Source organism: Actinophytocola sp., from assembly GCF_049647105.1.
GTDB lineage: Bacteria > Actinomycetota > Actinomycetes > Mycobacteriales > Pseudonocardiaceae > Actinophytocola.
Genome location: NZ_JBARWZ010000092.1, coordinates 1 through 16,528, shown reverse-complemented (window position 1 = coordinate 16,528; position 16,528 = coordinate 1). Strand labels below are relative to the sequence as shown.

The 16,528-nt window shown below is 70.4% G+C and carries 16 protein-coding genes; 8 read left to right on the top strand and 8 right to left on the bottom strand.

Translation table 11 applies throughout. From position 1 onward, the window contains the following. Positions 1-157 precede the first annotated feature (157 nt). Positions 158-637, top strand: coding sequence for a hypothetical protein (locus WBA97_RS11265; RefSeq protein WP_424230694.1), 480 nt, complete (start codon positions 158-160; stop codon positions 635-637). A gap of 165 nt (positions 638-802) precedes the next feature. Then, positions 803-1,552: a GNAT family N-acetyltransferase gene (locus tag WBA97_RS11260; protein ID WP_424230693.1), complete on the top strand. Its 750-nt coding sequence runs from the start codon at positions 803-805 to the stop codon at positions 1,550-1,552. Here the strand turns inward: WBA97_RS11260 and WBA97_RS11255 are convergent. Next, positions 1,530-1,718, bottom strand: a complete 189-nt coding sequence (locus tag WBA97_RS11255) for a hypothetical protein (RefSeq protein ID WP_424230692.1) — start codon at positions 1,716-1,718, stop codon at positions 1,530-1,532. The genes WBA97_RS11260 and WBA97_RS11255 overlap by 23 nt on opposite strands. A 32-nt stretch (positions 1,719-1,750) precedes the next feature. Here WBA97_RS11255 and rnhA point away from each other — a divergent pair, with 32 nt between their 5' ends. Beyond that, a complete protein-coding gene (gene rnhA / locus WBA97_RS11250) occupies positions 1,751-2,197 on the top strand; it encodes a ribonuclease HI (protein ID WP_424230691.1) in 447 nt (148 codons plus the stop codon). 41 nt (positions 2,198-2,238) lie between these two features. Continuing rightward, positions 2,239-3,024 carry a nucleotidyltransferase domain-containing protein gene (locus WBA97_RS11245; protein WP_424230690.1) on the top strand — a complete coding sequence of 262 codons (786 nt, stop codon included), beginning with the start codon at positions 2,239-2,241 and terminating at the stop codon, positions 3,022-3,024. On the opposite strand, the gene WBA97_RS11240 is transcribed toward WBA97_RS11245, so the two are convergent. Then, positions 2,993-4,141: a PLP-dependent aminotransferase family protein gene (locus WBA97_RS11240; RefSeq protein ID WP_424230689.1), complete on the bottom strand. Its 1,149-nt coding sequence runs from the start codon at positions 4,139-4,141 to the stop codon at positions 2,993-2,995. The two genes, WBA97_RS11245 and WBA97_RS11240, sit on opposite strands and share 32 nt — an antisense overlap. 145 nt (positions 4,142-4,286) lie before the next feature. Here WBA97_RS11240 and WBA97_RS11235 point away from each other — a divergent pair, with 145 nt between their 5' ends. Beyond that, the gene (locus tag WBA97_RS11235; protein ID WP_424230688.1) at positions 4,287-4,661 is read left to right on the top strand and encodes an FKBP-type peptidyl-prolyl cis-trans isomerase; all 375 of its coding nucleotides are present in this window, start codon (positions 4,287-4,289) and stop codon (positions 4,659-4,661) included. Here WBA97_RS11235 and WBA97_RS11230 read toward each other — a convergent pair. Then, complete coding sequence (locus WBA97_RS11230; RefSeq protein ID WP_424230687.1) at positions 4,658-5,410, bottom strand: alpha/beta fold hydrolase; 753 nt, start codon at positions 5,408-5,410, stop codon at positions 4,658-4,660. The two genes, WBA97_RS11235 and WBA97_RS11230, sit on opposite strands and share 4 nt — an antisense overlap. Before the next feature lie 38 nt (positions 5,411-5,448). Between WBA97_RS11230 and WBA97_RS11225 the strand changes: the two genes are divergently transcribed. Beyond that, positions 5,449-6,744, top strand: coding sequence for a cytochrome P450 (locus tag WBA97_RS11225; RefSeq protein ID WP_424230686.1), 1,296 nt, complete (start codon positions 5,449-5,451; stop codon positions 6,742-6,744). Positions 6,745-6,813: 69 nt separating this feature from the next. On the opposite strand, the gene WBA97_RS11220 is transcribed toward WBA97_RS11225, so the two are convergent. The 3 genes from WBA97_RS11220 to WBA97_RS11210 form a co-directional block, all read right to left on the bottom strand. After that, a complete protein-coding gene (locus WBA97_RS11220) occupies positions 6,814-7,350 on the bottom strand; it encodes a hypothetical protein (RefSeq protein WP_424230685.1) in 537 nt (178 codons plus the stop codon). Positions 7,351-7,539: 189 nt separating this feature from the next. Further along, positions 7,540-9,030 carry an MFS transporter gene (locus WBA97_RS11215; protein ID WP_424230684.1) on the bottom strand — a complete coding sequence of 497 codons (1,491 nt, stop codon included), beginning with the start codon at positions 9,028-9,030 and terminating at the stop codon, positions 7,540-7,542. A gap of 90 nt (positions 9,031-9,120) precedes the next feature. Then, complete coding sequence (locus tag WBA97_RS11210) at positions 9,121-11,124, bottom strand: beta-propeller domain-containing protein (RefSeq protein WP_424230683.1); 2,004 nt, start codon at positions 11,122-11,124, stop codon at positions 9,121-9,123. A gap of 149 nt (positions 11,125-11,273) precedes the next feature. Here WBA97_RS11210 and WBA97_RS11205 point away from each other — a divergent pair, with 149 nt between their 5' ends. Further along, a complete protein-coding gene (locus tag WBA97_RS11205; protein WP_424230682.1) occupies positions 11,274-11,873 on the top strand; it encodes a uridine kinase in 600 nt (199 codons plus the stop codon). A gap of 25 nt (positions 11,874-11,898) precedes the next feature. On the opposite strand, the gene WBA97_RS11200 is transcribed toward WBA97_RS11205, so the two are convergent. Beyond that, the gene (locus WBA97_RS11200) at positions 11,899-13,380 is read right to left on the bottom strand and encodes an FGGY-family carbohydrate kinase (protein WP_424230681.1); all 1,482 of its coding nucleotides are present in this window, start codon (positions 13,378-13,380) and stop codon (positions 11,899-11,901) included. Then, positions 13,373-14,785: an L-fucose/L-arabinose isomerase family protein gene (locus WBA97_RS11195; RefSeq protein ID WP_424230680.1), complete on the bottom strand. Its 1,413-nt coding sequence runs from the start codon at positions 14,783-14,785 to the stop codon at positions 13,373-13,375. Before WBA97_RS11195 ends, WBA97_RS11200 begins: the two co-directional genes overlap by 8 nt. Positions 14,786-14,952: 167 nt before the next feature. On the opposite strand from WBA97_RS11195, the gene WBA97_RS11190 reads away from it, so the two are divergent. Next, complete coding sequence (locus WBA97_RS11190; RefSeq protein ID WP_424230679.1) at positions 14,953-15,948, top strand: LacI family DNA-binding transcriptional regulator; 996 nt, start codon at positions 14,953-14,955, stop codon at positions 15,946-15,948. The last annotated feature ends 580 nt before the right edge of the window (positions 15,949-16,528 follow it).

Sequence of the window (16,528 nt, the reverse complement as noted above, 5' to 3'; positions counted from 1 at the left end):
AGTTCACTCCAAAGAGTGAACTTGCCGGCCACGTGCATGTGTGACCCCTGCGTTTGCCACGACGTGGTGCGTCGGGAGGAGTAACCGGTCGCCGCCATTGTGCGTCAGATTTCGGTACGGCGTAACGACTTCCGCACTCTCCGGCGACACACCGGGCATGGGTTTGGCCGAATGGCTGAGGAAACACCTCGTCGCTGGTGCACACGAACCGGGAATACCCGACACCTGCCCGGCCGCGGAACGTCCACAGTGGATGCGCGACGGCATGCGGGCCACCGAGATCACCGGCACCGACGACCTGCACGTGGTCGGGCTGCCAGGGCACCAGGACGTGCTGTGGTCGATCGTCGGGCGTGACGCGCCCACGCCCGTGCGGCAGGAGATCCACGGGTTACTCGTCGCCGAGCACGGCAACCCCTTCGACCGGAACGCGGTCGCCGTGTGGGTCGGCGGGCACCGGATCGGCAGGCTCCCCGACGACGAGGCCGGCAAGCTGCGGCCCGGGCTCATTCGCCTGCAGCGACGTCACCGCAGAGCCGTCGCCCTGCCCGGCCATGTCGGCGGGGACCGCGCGGGCGGCCTCGGCGTGTACCTGAACTACGACGCGGACACGTTCGGCGTCACTCAGCGCACGTGAAACCCGGTTGATGCACGGGCCCCGCGCGTGGCAGGCTGCCCGACGAAACCTGGAAGACCGAGTAAGGGAACGCCTCATGCCTGACGCCCGCGACGGGCGTCGCCTGTAGTGCCGGTGGCGCCGTTCCGCTGTCGATTTCCCATGCTCCTGAAAGGTTTCCCCAACTTGTCTGCTCTGCAGTCACACATGCGCCGTGCCGCCGCGGCCGGGCGCATGACCGAACAGATCGGTCCGTTCCTCGCCACCTTCTCGCGGGAGTCGGACAACCCGTTCCTCAACTACGCCATCCCCGACGACGGCGCACACCCGTCACCGTCCGATGTGGACGATCTGGTGCACGCGTACGCGCGGCGGGAGTTGTTGCCACGCGTCGAGTTCATGGCCGAGACCGCGCCCGAGGCCGAGCAGGCGCTGCTCGGCGCCGGTTGGTCGGTGGAACGGCGGATCCCCGTCATGCTGTGCCCGCCGGGATCGGCGCTCTCGGTTCCGGCACCGGCCGGTGTCGAGCTGGTCGTGCCCGGCACCGACGAGGAGATCCGCGGCATGGTCGCCGCGCAGTCCGAGGCGTTCGGCCAGTCGCCGGAGGTGCCGGACAGCGCGGTCGCCGGCACCCGCGAGCAGCTGCGCGCGGGTGGCTTCGCCGTGCTGGCAAGGGATTCGATGACCGGTGAGCCCGAGGGTGGCGGCGTCGCGGAGGCGATCGTCGACGGGACGACCGAGGTCGCGGGCATCGGTGTGCGGGTGCCGTTCCGCAAGCGCGGGATCGGCGTGGCGCTGACCGCGTTCCTCACCGCGGCCGTGCACGACGCGGGCGCGCGGACGGTGTTCCTCACGCCCGCCGGGGTGCCGGAGCAGCGGCTGTACGCCCGCGCGGGTTATGCGCCCTCGGGCATCATGCTGCACCTGCGCCGCTGAGTTCCCGCAACCACGAAACCAGGACGTTCGCCTGGGCCTGCTGGAACTCACGCAGTGACGGCAGGCCCGGCGGCGCCGGCTGCCGTGCGGCGTCGGAGAAGAACCCGCCGAACCCCGCGAGGACACTGACGAGGTCGTCGTGGTCCGCCGGGCTTGCACGCGTCAACGCCCAGAACCGGGTTGGTTAGGCTCCTGCCCGTGTCGAACACCGTGGAGATATACACCGACGGCGCGTGCAAAGGGAACCCTGGGCCGGGTGGGTGGGGTGCCGTGCTCAAGTACGGCAACCACGAGAAGGAGCTGTACGGAGCCGAGCCTGCCGTCACCACGAACAACCGCATGGAGCTGATGGCGCCGATCGCGGCGCTGGAGAGTCTCACGCGGCCGTCGGTCGTCTCGATGTACACCGACTCCACGTATGTGCGGAACGGGATCATGCAGTGGCTGCCCAAGTGGAAGAGCAACGGGTGGCAGACGAGCGCGAAGCAGCCGGTGAAGAACGCCGACCTGTGGCGGCGGCTCGACGAGGCGGTCCGGCCGCACGAGGTGCGGTGGTTCTGGGTCAAGGGACACGCCGGGCACCCCGAGAACGAGCGGGCCGACCAGCTCGCCGTCAAGGGCTCCCACGAGGCCGCCGGCCGTTAATTCGGCGGCACACAACAGCTTTCGCGTGCCACCATGCACGCATGAACCACACCGAGCACGGGAACCGGGACGTCGCGCTACGCGGCGAGATCCTGCGTACCGTCGTGGGCTCCGGTGTGCACGGAATCGCGATCGCCGGCACCGACGACCACGACGAGATGGGTGTCTACATCGAACCGCCCGCCCACGTCGTCGGCACGGACGGCGCAGCACAGCACTACGTGTTCCGCACGCAGCCGGAGGGCGTGCGGTCCGGGCCAGGCGACACCGACCTGGTGAGCTACTCGCTGCACAAGTACCTGCGGCTCGCGACCAAGGGCAACCCGACCGCGCTGCTGCCGTTGTACGCGCCGCAGGACGCGGTGATCACGATCACGCCGCTGGGAGAGGAGTTGCGGGCGCTCGCACCGAAGATCCTGTCGCGGGGCGCGGTGCACCGCTTCCTCGGCTACCTCGCGGCGCAGCGGGAGCGGCTGCTCGGCCACGGCAGCCATGGCAAGGTGCCGAGCAGACCGGAGCTGGTGGCCCGCCACGGCTACGACGTGAAGTACGCGTCGCACGCCCTTCGCCTGGCCTACCAGGGCCTCGAGGTGGCGCGGGACGCGCGGCTCACGCTGCCGATGCCCGACGCCGAGCGGGAGCGGGTGCTGGCTGTGAAGCGGGGCGACGTCGCGGACCAGGCCGAGGTGCTCGCCGAGATCGCGGACGTGCAGGCGCGGGTGGAGGACCTACTGGCGACCGGGAGCACGCCGCTGCCCGCCGAGCCCGACACCGAGGCGATCTCCGCGTGGGCGGTCAGCGCGCACCGGCGGCACTGGGGCTGGTGAGCGCGGCCGCCAGCCTGCGCATGCCCTCGATGATGTCTTCCGGCGGGTTCGTCGTGAACGACAGCCGCAGCGTCGCGGGGTCGGGGTTGGTCGCGAAGAACGGGGCGCCCGGCACGAACGCGACGTTGTGCGCAAGCGCTTGCCTGAGCAGGTCCGTGGTGTCGACGGCACCGGGCAGGCGCACCCACACGAACATGCCGCCGTCCGGGTCGGTCCACGCGGTGCCGGCCGGGACGGTGTCCGGGAGCGCCGCGATCATCGTGTCGCGGCGTTCCCGGTAGGCGGCGCACAGGCCGGCCACGTGCGTGTCCAGGTCGGTGTTCGTCAGGTACACGGCGGCCGCGGCCTGGTCGATCGTGCTCGTGTGCAGGTCAGCGGCCTGCTTGGCGATCACCGCGGCCGACATCAGCGACCGGGGCGCCCGCAGCCAGCCCAGCCGAAGGCCGGGTGCGCCGATCTTCGAGAGGCTGCCGAGGTAGAGCACCCGCTCGCCGTACGAGGTCAGCGGCGGCACCCACTCGCCCCGGTAGCGCAGCTCGCCGTACGGGTCGTCCTCCACCACCCACACGTCGTGCCGCTCCGCCAGCGCCGCGATCTCCTGCCTGCGCGCGGCGGGCAGGGTCCTGCCGCTCGGGTTCGCGAACGTCGGCACCAGGTACACGAGCGTCGGCCGGTCCGCCACCAGCACCTCAGCCAGCGCCGACGGGACCATGCCGTGCTCGTCGCTCGCCACCGGCACGACCCGCGCGCCCGCCAGCTGGAAGCACTGCAACGCCGCCAGGTAGGTGGGCTCCTCGACCGCGACCACGTCGCCCGGTTCGACCAGCGTGGTCGTCACCAGCGTCAGCGCCTGCTGCGATCCGGTGGTGACGAGGAGGTCGTCCTCGGTCGTCGGCACCCCTCGGCGCGTCATCCGCTCGGCGATCACCCCGCGCAACACGGGATTGCCCTCCGTGGTCCCGTACTGGAGGTTGCGGCGGTCGTCCGCGGACTTGGCGAACGCGTCCCGCCAGCCGTCCACATCGAACAGTTCTGGCGCGGGCAGCCCGCCCGCGAAGGAGATCACCTCCGGCCGCTGGGTCAGCGCGAGGAGGTCACGGACGGGAGAGCTCTTCACGCCTTGGAGCCGACGAGCCGGAGACATGCCGCGATGTTAACGAACGCTCACGTGTCCGTGCCAGTACCGCCCTGACCGGCACCGCGCCGCCATGGCTGGTTGGATGACCCGGTACGCCAGAAGCACCAACCAAGGAGGAACACGCATGGCGCTCGAGAAGCCCGTGGTCGACCCCGTCGAGGGTCCGGCCCCGGCCGATCTGGTCGTCGAGGACATCACCGTCGGCGAGGGCGACGAAGCCCAGCCGGGCCAGAGCGTGAGCGTCCACTACGTCGGTGTCGCGCATTCGTCCGGCGAGCAGTTCGACGCGTCCTGGGACCGCGGCTCACCGTTCAGCTTCCCGCTCGGCGCGGGTCGCGTGATCGCGGGCTGGGACCGCGGCGTGGCCGGCATGAAGGTCGGTGGCCGCCGCAGGCTGGTCATCCCGCCGCACCTCGGTTACGGCGACCGCGGCGCGGGCGGTGCGATCAAGGGCGGCGAGACCCTCATCTTCGTGGTGGACCTGCTCGGGGTCAGCTAACGCGAGGCGAGCAACCTGTCCATGATCGGCCACAGCGTCAGCGGGTTCTCGACGTGGACGTTGTGGCCGGTCGCGGGCAGCACCACGCCGTCCTCGGCGACGGTGTGCAGGTGGTCTGGCGGGCACATCGGGTCCCGCTCCCCCGCCGCGAGGATCGTCGTGCCCTTCGCGGCTTTGAGCAGCGCGGGCACGTCCGGTGCGCCGACCCCGAACGCCTTCGGGTCGACCGCCACGCGCCAGCCGTCCGGCCCGTCGAGCACCCCGGCGCCGACGCGCGGTGAGTCCGGCGGCACCAGCCCGGCCAGGCCAGACACCGCAAGCCAGCGGTCGACAGCCTCCTCGCGGGTGGCGAACACCCGCTCCGGCCGGGCCGCGACCTCGGCCGCCTTCGCCAGTTCCGCCTCCGACCAGCGCAGCTTGATGCCCACGCCGCACACGGCCGTGACGTCGAGCCCGTAGGAGCCGTCGGCCAGCATCAGCGCAAGCACGCCGCCGAGTGAGTGGCCGAGCACCACCACCTGCCGCCCGGGAGGCACCACCTCCGCGACCGCGGCCGCCATCGAGGCGAACGTGTACTCGGTCAGTCGCGGCGAGCGACCGTGTCCTGGCAGGTCCGGGACGAAGGTCTCGCCGGGCCAGGTGCGTTCCAGCAGGTCGTGCCACACCTCGCCGGTCGCGCCGAGGCCGTGGAGCAGCAGCAGGGCGGGGTCGCCGCCGTAGTCGTGCCGCGCGAGGTGGGGTGTCGTCACCCGTCGATCGTGCCTCATGACGGGGCAGAATGGTGATCGTGCCGAGCGACACCGAGGTCACCGACATCATCGTCAACCCGGACACCTACCTGGGCGGCGTGCCGCACGACGCGTTCGCCCGGCTGCGCGGCGAGTCGGCGGTCGTGTGGATGGCCGAGCCCGCGGTGCCGCCGTGGCCCGAGGGGCCGGGGTTCTGGGGTGTGGTGCGGCACGCGGAGATCAAGCAGGTCATGCGTGACCCGGTGACCTACTCGTCGTGGGCGCGGGCCACGCAGATCATCGACCCGCCGGACGACGCGACGCTCGGGTTCGTGCGGCAGATGATGCTCAACCAGGACCCGCCCCGGCACTCGCGGCTGCGCAGGATGCTGGTCCGCGCGTTCACGCGCAAGGCCATCGCGCGGCTGGAGGGCAGGATCGAGGGCTGGGCGCGGGAACTGGTCGGCGGGGTGGCGGACGGCGGCGGGTGCGACTTCGCGGAACTGGCCGCCGACCTGCCGTTGCGGACACTGTCCGAGATCTTCGGAGTGCCGCACGATGACCGGTGGCTCATGTACGACTGGAGCAACCGGGTCATCGGCTACCAGGACCCCGAGTACGCGGTCAGCGCCAAGGCCGGTGTGGACTCCTCGACGGAGATGGCGAAGCGGGCCATGGCGTTGCGGCCCGAACCGGACGAGCACGGGCTCCTGCCCGACCAGCGGACCCGCGAGGGCATGCCGGACCTGTACGCGTACGCCCACGATCTCGCCGAGCACAAGCGGCGTGTGCCGGGCGACGACGTGCTGACCAACCTGGTCGCCGAGGGCATCACGACCGCCGAGTTCGAGAACATGTTCTGGCTGTTCTCGGTGGCGGGCAACGAAACCCTGCGCAACGCGCTGCCGGGTGGCATGCACGCGCTGCTGTCCCATGTGGACGAATACCGGAAACTGATGCGGGACAGGACATTGCTGCCCGGCGCGGTCGAGGAGATGCTGCGCTGGTGGTCACCGGTGATGCGGTTCCGCCGCACCGCCACCACCGACACCGTGCTGGGCGGCCAGGAGATCAGGGCGGGCGACAAGGTGGTGGTGTGGTTCTCGTCCGGCAACCGGGACGAGCGCGTGTTCGCCGACCCGGACACCTTCGACGTGACCCGCTCCCATGGCGATCATCTGAGTTTCGGCCACGGGCCGCACTACTGCATCGGCGCGCACCTCGCGAAGGTGCAGATGCGGGCGCTGTTCACGGCGGTGTTCGACCGGCTCGGGGAGCTGACACCCGCCGGTGACGTCGTGCGGCTTCGGTCGAACTTCCAGCACGGCGTGAAACACCTGCCGGTGCGATGGTGAGGCGGTGCTTTCCCTCGGGGAGCAAGGGAAAGCACCGCCGGCGCACGGACTACCGGCTACGAGGGTCGCTCAGCAACCACCGCAGTTGTAGTACGTGATGTCCCAGTGGTTGCCTTCCTTGTAGTAAATGTTGCCCGAGCCGGACCGCCACTGCGAGCCGCCGATCGACGTGAAGGTGCCCTGGATGTAGTTGTTCAGGCACGTCGACAGGCTGATGTCCAGCTTGTAGCCGTTCCAGTGGCTGTAGGTGCCGCTGGCGTGCCCCGTCTCGGTGCCACCGGTGACGTTGATCGCGCAGCCAGTGGCCGACCTCAGCGTCTGGATGCCCTGGATGGTCGCCAGGTTGACCTCCGTGAACGACGTGCAGGTCGAGTTGTTGCGGTCACTGCAGCCGCCGCTGGACGACCACGTGATGCCCGACGACCGCAGCCGAGAGGTCGCATCCGAGTGACTCAGCTTCGTGACGAACGGGGTGACGTCCGCCGTGGCGACCGCACCGTCGAAGACCGGGTCGTGTTCCTTCGGCGCGGATGCCTGCGCACCCGCGGTCGTGATCAGCAACGCGGTGGCCGCGGAGGCGGCGACGACGAGCGCTCGAACCACCATTTTTCGCATTTTCGATCTCTCCGTCTCACGGGCAGGGGCCGGTTGCCAGGGCAGGCGGAAACCGCCGGCGCGCATGGCGTCGGCCCTTTGTCTGGATTGAGCGAAGAAAGCGGCCCCCTGACCGCGACGGGTATCAGCAGGGGCCGCGCGTCGCGATCGTTGAGACGCTTCCGCAGCGAACGTTAGTAGTTACTGACCAGATGTCAAAGGGCTTGATGAGAAATTTTCCAACTCACCATTCCCATGGTTCCCAATCTGCCCACGACGTTCCGCGATGGCGAGCACCAGCGCGACCACGATCAGCGCCACCGCGGTGATCATCGCCACCGCGAAACCCGTCGCCGGGACGGCCGTTGCGGTCGCGACCGCGTGGAACACCGCGGCCAGCAACGCGGTGCCGACCGCCGCCCCGATTCGCTGCCCGGTCTGGAGCACGCCGCTCGCGACCCCGGCCATGTCGGTCGGCACGCACGCGAGCGTGAGCGTCGTGTTCGGGGAGATCACCGCGCCGCCGCCGATGCCCGCCACGAGCAGCGGCACCGTGAGCGCCCAGATCAGGTGCTCCTTGTCCACGGTGAACCCGAGCAGCGCGACCGTGGCGAGCCCGGCCACGATGAGCACGAGACCGGTGATCGTCACGCGCCTGCCGTATCGGTCGACCAGCCGGCCGGCCAGCCAGGCGGACACCGCGGAGCCGAGCGAGAACGGCGTGACCGCGAGCCCCGACTCCAGCGGCGTGAGTCCGAGATCGGTCTGGAAGTAGATGGCGAACACCAGCCAGATGCCGGAGAACCCGCAGAAGTACACGGCGGCGAGCGTCGCGCCCGACGGGTAGCCGGGGGTCGCCGTGAACAGTCGCGTGTCGACCAGCGGCGTCCGCCCGGCTCGCCCCCTGCGCCGCTCCCACGACAGGAACGCCCAGCCAAGCGGCACCGCGACGAGGAACAGCCACCAGAACCGGCGGAAGCCGTCCGACTCGGACAGCACCACCGGGAACAACACGCACAGCACGGTGACCCCGAGCAGCAGGATGCCCGTGAAGTCGATGTCGGCGCTGGTGGTGCGCCGCGGTGTCCTCGGCACCAGCAGCACCGCGAGCAGGAGCGTCAGCAGCCCGAACGGCAGGTTCACGAGGAACACCCAGCGCCAGCCGTCCGGCTCGCCCGCGACCCCGAGGATGAACCCGCCGATGACCGGACCGGCCGCGGTGGACAGGCCGATGGTGGCGCCGAGCAGGCCGAACGCCCTGCCGCGCTCCGGGCCGCGGAAGAGGTCCTGGATGAGCCCGCCGTTCTGCGGGGTGACCAGGCCGCCGACGAGCCCCTGGAGCAGCCGCGCGACCACCAGCATGGTCAGCGACGGCGCGAGGCCCGCGAACACGCTGGTCGCGATGAACGCGGTCAGCGCGACGAGGTACATGTTCCGCCGCCCGAACGCGTCCCCGAGCCGCCCGCCCGCGACCAGCGCCAGGCCGAACGTGAGCGGATAGCCGGAGACCACCCACTGCACACCGGCCGCCGAGGTGCCGAGCCCCTCCTGGATGGACGGGATCGCGACGGTCACGATGCTGACGTCGAGCAGGATCATGAACCCGCCCGCGAGCGTCACGACCAGTGCCCGCCAGCGCCGAGGGTCCGTGCCGGGCTCGTAGTCGGTTGGCTCCGTCGCTGATCGGCTCACCACTGATGTCTACCCACATCGGCACCCGCGTACCACTCGACGGAGGGGCACTTCCTCACGGAGTCCGATGTGGACGTACCAGCGCACCGGTCAGGTGAACGCGACCCACGCCAGCTGGGCGAGCGAGTCAAGGTCGCTCACCAGCATGCCCGCCTCGGACACCGTCCACAGCTCGTCGCCGATCACCATGGCGCGCCGGGGCGCCATCGGCGTGTTGCCGTAGCGGTCGGCGGTGTGGGTGAGCATTCCTGCCTGCCGGAAGGCGTTCCCGTCGACCTTCAGCACGAGCGCACCGGCGGTCACCTGGTCCGGCGGGCCGTCCGGGACCGCCATGCCGCCGCCGGTCACCGGAATGACCAGCAAGTCCTTGTCCGGCCAGTAGAGGAACGCGTGCGGGTCACCCTCCACCTCGGTCCAGGAGCTCTCCAGGTGGTACTGCGCGATCCGCTGCGCGCCCGGTTTCGTCGTGTCGAACAAGGAGATCTGCGCGCCGGTCACCCGGCCGTTCCCGTCCGCCTCCTGCCCGACGCCGATCAGCCTGCCCTCCCCTGCCGGGTGCAGGTAGGCGGAGTAGCCGGTGATCTTCAGCTCGCCGGTCACCTTCGGCGCGGCCGGGTCCGACAGGTCCACTGTGTACAGTGGGTCGGTCTGGCGGAACGTCACGACGTACGCGGTGTTCCCGAAGTAGCGGACCGCGTAGATCCGCTCCCCCACGCCGAGCCCGTCGACACGGCCGAGCTCACCGAGGGTGTTCCCGTCTCGGCGTAACACGGTGATCCGGCTCTGCGAACCGGCACCGCCCTCGGTCGTGGTCGCGACCCGCAGGTTGCCGTCGTGTTCGGACAGCGAGTACTGGTTGAGCAGGGTGCCGTCCACGCCGCCGGACGCCACGTGCACCGGCTTGCCCGCATCCGAGATGTCGAACTGGTACAGCTCGGTGCGGCCGGCGGGTGCGGGGCTGCTTTCCGCGCCGTTCGTGCCGTGCGCGACGTGGTCGTCTGCGACGTACAGGTTCGCGCCGGTGCCATACACGGTGTCGCCGTCGGCGACGATCGTGACCGGGTCGCCGGTGCCAAGTGCGCTGTCTCCGTTCCTGCCGAGGTCGAACGTGAGCACCGTCAGCATTCCGGTCGCCGTGTAGTCGACGGGGTGGCTCACGTCGGTGCAGTCGGTCAGCTGTCCGGTCGTGGTGCCGGTGCCGGTCTCGAGCCGGTAGGTCGGCAGCCAGTCCGCGATGGTCGACCGCGCCACGACGTCCTTGTTGTCGCGGATGGCGGTCGCCGGGCTCGCGTTGTAGTCCGGGTAGGTGAAGCGCAGCCTTGGCATCGACCGCACGACGACGCGGGCGACGGCACCGACCTGGCGTGCGTCGAGGTAGCTGCCGTCGAGCGACAACGTGCCGAGGACCTTGCCGGTGCCCGTGAGGTCGACCAGCGTGAGCGCCGAGGCGTACTGGTAGGTGTCGGTCGGCGCGGGTTTCGGGGTGCCCCTCGGCGTCGGCTCGCCCGGTGCGATGCCCGGCGTGTCGTAGGCCATGGCGCCGCCGGACATGACGAGCGCGCGGTCGCCGGAGAGCAGCAACTGGGTCGCGTAGCCCCCTTCGAGCCGGACGGCCGCGGTCTGCTTGCGGGACGCGACGTCCACGACACGCACCACCCCGTCGGCGACGCTGACCACCCGCTTGCCGTCGGTCTTCACGAGGTCGGGCTCGTCGACGCCCTGCTCGTGCACGTTCGTCGTCGAGTGCTCCGGCTCGGCCTGCTTGGGCGCCGCCGAGTCCTCCGCAGGCGCGGCGTCGGGTTCGGCGGCACGCCCGCCCTCGACCGGTGCCTCGCCGTCCTCCGCCGCCATCGTGCCGTGGTCGAAGCCGTACGGACCGATCCTCGGCATGATCCGCGACTTCATCTCCGCGAGCGCGGACTCGCAGGTGTCGAACGAGACGAGGCTGACCCCGTGCCGCGCGGGCGGCGGCGTTGCGTCGTCGCCGTCGGACGCGCCGACGAGCAGGGCGGTCGTGGTCACGCCCGCGCCGAGTGCCACCACCACCGCCGCGATCATGGCGAGCCGAGGGCGGCCGGACAAGTCGTGCTTCATGACTCCAGGACGGACCATGGTGGCAATTGCGTTGCTCGTTCGGTCAAGACCTTGGAAATCAGCCGATCACACGGTTCACTTGCGGCATGCGTCCCTGCCAGCATGTCGCGGAAGCGATACTCGCGCTTCCGGTCGACCGAATCCGACGAGTGGCGATCGACGGGGTCGACGGCGCGGGCAAGACCCACTTCGCCGATGATCTCGGCAAGGAGCTGACCGCCCGCGGCGCCACGGTGATCCGCGCGTCGGCGGACGGGTTCCTCAACCCGCCGCGCACAAGACACCGCCGCGGCCGCGACTCGGCGGAGGGCTTCTACCGCGACTCGTTCGACTACGGCCGGATGTGCAGGCTGCTGCTCGACCCGCTGAGCCCGGGCGGCAACCGCGAGTACACGCGAGCCGTGTACGACGTGAAGCGCGAACGCGAGATACGCGTGTTGCCGGAGCTGGCGCCCGACGACGCGATCCTCGTGGTCGACGGCGTCTTCACCCACCGCGACGAGCTGATCAGGTACTGGGACTACTCGGTGTGGCTCGAGGTCCCGTTCGCGGTCTCGGTCCCCCGGGGCGCGGGTCGCGGCTACGGCGACCCGGACCCGACCTCCGCCAGGAACGTTCGCTACATCGCAGGTCAGCGCCTGTATACGGCCGAGTGCAACCCGCAGACCCGGGCCACCGCGGTCATCGACAACACCGATCTGCTCAACCCGCTGCTACTCCCGAACCCCGACGCGGCGCCCGCCAGGTAGCAGGCCCTGCCATGAGGCAACGCCCTCAAGCCTGGGGAGGCGGACTGGCGTTCTGTTGCCCGGCCAGAAAGTGGGCCACGTCCACGGTCGCCGGGTACAGCTCGCGGTACCGAGAGTAGAAGTCGTCATAGGGGTTGTCGCCGGACGGATGAACCACGTGGTCGTCCGGGTTCCATCCCGACACGTCGACCCCGGACGCGGCCGCCGCCAGCATCGCGTCGCCGAGGCAGGCGCCGACCGTCTCGGCAGGAATGACCTGCGCCGCCCCGGTCACGTCCGACACGATCCGCGTCCACAGCCCGCCCTGCGTGCCACCTCCGACGGCGACCAGCCGCCGCGCGGGACCACCGGCCGCCCGCATGACCTCCAGGTTGTGCCGCACCCCGTACGCGATGCCCTCCAGCGCGGCCCGGTACAGCTCCGCTCGCCCGTGCCCGAGGGTCAGCCCGGCGATCACCCCGCGCGCGGACGGGTCGAAGATCGGGGTCCGCTCGCCCGCGAAGTAGGGCAGCAGCAACAGACCTCGGCTGCCCGGCGGCACCTCCGCCGCCTCCGCGACCAGCGTCGCGAAGTCCGCGCCGACGAGTCTGCGCAGCCAGTCGGTGACCGCACCCGAGGTCGCCATGCCCGCCGCGAGCGACCACGTGCCCGGGTACACCCCGCTCGTGGTCCACAGCGCGGGGTGCGGTGACGGCGCCGCCACGACCTGGACGAGGAACATCGTGGTGCCGTACATGACCATCACGTCACCGGGTTCGCGCACGCCGACGCTCGCCGCCTCCGCCCACGCGTCGACCGTCCCCGCGGTGACCGGCAGTCCTTCCGGCAGTCCGGTCTCGCGTGCGGCGGCCGCGGTGATCGTGCCGACGACCTCGGTCGGCCACGCCAGCTCCGGCAGCGCCAGCCCCGGCGCGACGACCGAGGCCCAGTCGTGCGCCCAGTCGAACGCCGTCTGGTCGTACATCGGGTCGCACTGGCTCGCCGAGTGGTGGTCGAGGACGTACCGCCCGGTCAGCCGGTGCACGAGGTACGAGCTGGCCATGAACAGCAACTCGGTGCGCTCGTAGACCTCCGGCTCGTGCCGCGCGAGCCACCGCAGCTTCGGCCCAACGGCCTGGCTGGAGAGCGGGGTGCCGCCGCGCCGGAGGATCTCCTCAGCGCCCAGCTCTCCGGTCAGCTCGTCGATCTCCTCGGTGGCACGGGTGTCGACGCCGTACAGGATCGCCGGGCGCAGCGGCTTCCCCGCGCCGTCGGCGGGCAGCAGGACGGGGCCGATGCCGCTCACCGCGAGGCAGGCGATCCGGTGCCCGGCAGCCGTCAGCTCCCCGGTGAGCGCGAGGAAGTCGGCCCACCACACACCGTCGGCGTCGTGCTCGACCCAGCCGGGCCTCGGTGTCGCGGTCTCGTGCGCCCGGCTCGCCCGCGCGACGATCTCGCCGGCCGCGGTGACGAGCACGCCCTTGGAGCTGGACGTGCCGATGTCGATCCCGAGGTAGACCTCAGCCACGGGTGAACTCGTCGAGGGTCACGCCGAGCAGCTCGCACACCGCCCGTAGCTCCGCCCGCCGGTCGCCTGGCACGGCGTGGATGTGGTTGGCGCCGAAGCGGGACAGGAAGACCTCGGCCGGCGCGTCGAGCCGCGCGAACGCGTGCGGCCACTCCGGCGTCGACATCTTCATCAGCTCTTCCGTGGTGGCGTCGTCGTAGTTCTCGAACTCGCCGAGCATGAGCTGCAGCCGGTAGTCGCCGTCGTTGCGGGTCAGCCTCGCGAGGGTCATCTGACCGGGTGCCGCGACGTGCTGGACGGATGCGCCACCGGCCGGGAAGAAGAACACCTCCGGGTACAGGTGCACCTTCGCCAGGTTCTCGGCCGGGTCGTCGCTGCGCGCGGCGTACCAGGTGGCGTGCTGGCCGGAGTTGCACAGGTCCCAGATGTCGCGGTCGCCGTGGTAGTGCCGTACGTCGGCGAACAGCACCGGGGTGCGCGCGATGTGCTTGAGGATCTGCATGGTGAGCGCGCCGTCCATGTCCGCCTCGGTGGCGCACACGTGCGGCTCCTTGGGACCGTTCCAGTCGTACGGGTCGTTGAGGAACGCCTCCGCGATGTCCATGGTGGCGAAGTACTGGGTCAGCTCCGGCTGTCCCTTGATGCCGGTGAAGTCGAGGTTCCACTCGTCGATGAGCTCGCGCATCGCCAGGTAGGAGCCGATCTGGCGCTCGAGGATCTCCTCGGTCAGCTTCTTACCGTCGTAGTGCACGTTGGCGTGCTGCTCCAGCCACTGCCTGGCCCTGGTCTTCTCCGCCTGGTCGGCCATTTCGGTGCGGCGGACGATCTCCCACTGGTCGATCTCCTCGACGTCCACGCCGAACAGCCGCTGCCACTGGTCGGTGTTGGCGGTGGCGGTGTTCATGCCCATCGGGCGGCCGCCGATCCGGCCGAACGTCTGGCCGCGCAGCGCCTTGACCGCGTGTGCGGCACTGGCGCGGACGCCGATCGCGGCGATCAGGTCGTCGTCATCGGGATCGCCCCACAGGCGGGTGTGCGCGCGGCCGATCTGGTCGAGCGCGCCGCCCGCGGCCAGCATGCCGACCATGCCGGGCTGGACCGGGTCGATGTTGGCGAGCAGCAGGAGCGGGCCGGTGAGCTGGCCCGCCGCGAGCATCGTGAAGTGCGGGAACGCCCACACGCAGTACTGCAGCACGGTCAGGTCGACGCCCGCGGCCTCGACCTCCTTGGCGACCGAGGTGGCGATGGTGTTCGCGGAGACCGGCTGCCGCGCGCGGACCACCTCGTGCCCCGCGGCCTCGAGCTTGCGGACCAACTTGTCCTCGCCTGCCAGGATGAACTCGGCGATGCCGCCGTGGACGTAGTCCCGCCCGTCCGAAATGTTGATCACGCCGATGCGGGCCACCAGTGTCCTCCTGCGTCGTTGAAGTCGGTCCCTGCGCTGCTCCGACACGGTGCGACGCGCGCTCGCACCTGTGGAGTAATCGTTTACTCAGAAGCTATTCTTAGGCCCGGACCGTGTCAATAGCGGTCCGCGTAGGGTCTCGGCAGAGGCTGGAAGCGAGGCGGTAAGTGGCGACCATCAGTGACGTTGCCGAACTGGCGGGCGTGTCGACGGCGACGGTGTCCCGTGCGTTGAACGGCAAGTCCACAGTGGACCCCGCGTTGGCGGCGCGGGTACTGGCCGCCGCCCAGGAGCTCGGCTACCAGCCCAACGGGCCCGCGCGGAACCTGCGCCGCCAGGAGGCGGCGGTCCTCGCGCTCATCATCAGCGACGTGGAGAACCCGTTCTTCACCGCGATCGCGCGCGGCGTCGAGGACGTCGCGCACTCGGTGGGGTACTCGGTCGTGCTGTGCAACACCGACGAGGACGCCGAGAAGGAACGCAAGTACGTCGACGTGGCGATCCAGGAGCGGGTCGCGGGCGTGATCATCTCCCCCACCGCGACGGCGGCCGGGGTCGCTCAGCTCGCGAGCCGAGGCACACCCATGGTCGCGATCGACCGCCCGCTGCCCGACCGGGAGAACGACACCGTGCTGGTCGACACCCGGCTCGCGGCCAGGCAGGCGACCATGCACCTCATCAACCGGGGCTACGAGCGGATCGGCTGCATCACCGGCCCGTCCGGCGTGCAGACGGCCGACGACCGCCTGGCCGGCTACCGCGACGCACTCAGGTCCGGCAAGCAGCGCAGCTCCCCTCGCCTGGTGCGGCGCACCGAGTTCAAGGCGGCCGGTGCGCAGAAGGCCGCCATGGACCTGTTCGACCAGGAGGAGCCGCCGGACGCGCTGCTGGTGGCGAACTCGGCGATGGCGATCGGCGTGCTGGAGGCCCTGCGGATGCGCACGCTGCGCCCCGGCCGCGACGTCGGCGTGGTCGCCTTCGACGACGTGCCGTGGGCGGGGCTGGTGGACCCGCCGATGACGGTCGTCGCGCAGCCCGCGTACGAGATCGGCACGGTCGCCGCCCAGCTCCTCCTCGCCCGCATCGCCGACAACACCCGCGCCGCGACGACCACCACCCTGGGCGCCCGCCTCATCGAACGCGGCAGCACCCACCACGGCTGAGCACTTGTCCACAGCCACACCGGTTGTCCACAGCCCCGCCCCTGTCGGTGGGCACCGGCAGACTGGCATGGCGGGACGCCTCCGGGAACGGGCAGGGGGCCGGCAAAGCCATGTGCTCCGCCTTGAATGGCGCGTTCAGGACGCAGCCGGTGTCCCGTCTTTCGGGTCGTTGAGCCTGGATCGTTTGCCTCCGGCGGCTCCTCGCCGGAGGGGCAGGTCTCCGGAATGGCCTGGGATTTCGAGGTTTCTTGCGTTGAGTTCGGGTCTGCCTGCCATCCCGTCGACCTCCCAGGGGCTATCACGCCGCCCCTTTCGGGGCATAGTTGGTGCCACGAAAGCCGCCTTTGGGACGTCCAACGCCCTGAAAGATGCTCCTATAGATGTCAAGGGGTGTTTGTGGGGTTGGTGAGGTCTGTGGTGAGGGCTCGGTGGATTTCGCGGGCGACGTAGCGTTCAATGCCACGTAGCGTAAGTTGATCATGCGGCTCGGGGTTTGAGCTTGTGGATCTTGATCGTGGCGGGTGCTTTGTGGCGTGTGCTGGCTGGTTCGCCTGGTTTCTTGACGCGGTAGGTGTTGTGA

Coding starts and splice junctions, on each gene's coding strand:
- WBA97_RS11265 (WP_424230694.1), top strand. CDS start 158: ATGGGTTTGGCCGAATGGCTGAGGAAACACCTCGTCGCTGGTGCACAC.
- WBA97_RS11245 (WP_424230690.1), top strand. CDS start 2,239: ATGAACCACACCGAGCACGGGAACCGGGACGTCGCGCTACGCGGCGAG.
- WBA97_RS11235 (WP_424230688.1), top strand. CDS start 4,287: ATGGCGCTCGAGAAGCCCGTGGTCGACCCCGTCGAGGGTCCGGCCCCG.
- WBA97_RS11220 (WP_424230685.1), bottom strand. CDS start 7,350: ATGGTGGTTCGAGCGCTCGTCGTCGCCGCCTCCGCGGCCACCGCGTTG.
- WBA97_RS11210 (WP_424230683.1), bottom strand. CDS start 11,124: ATGAAGCACGACTTGTCCGGCCGCCCTCGGCTCGCCATGATCGCGGCG.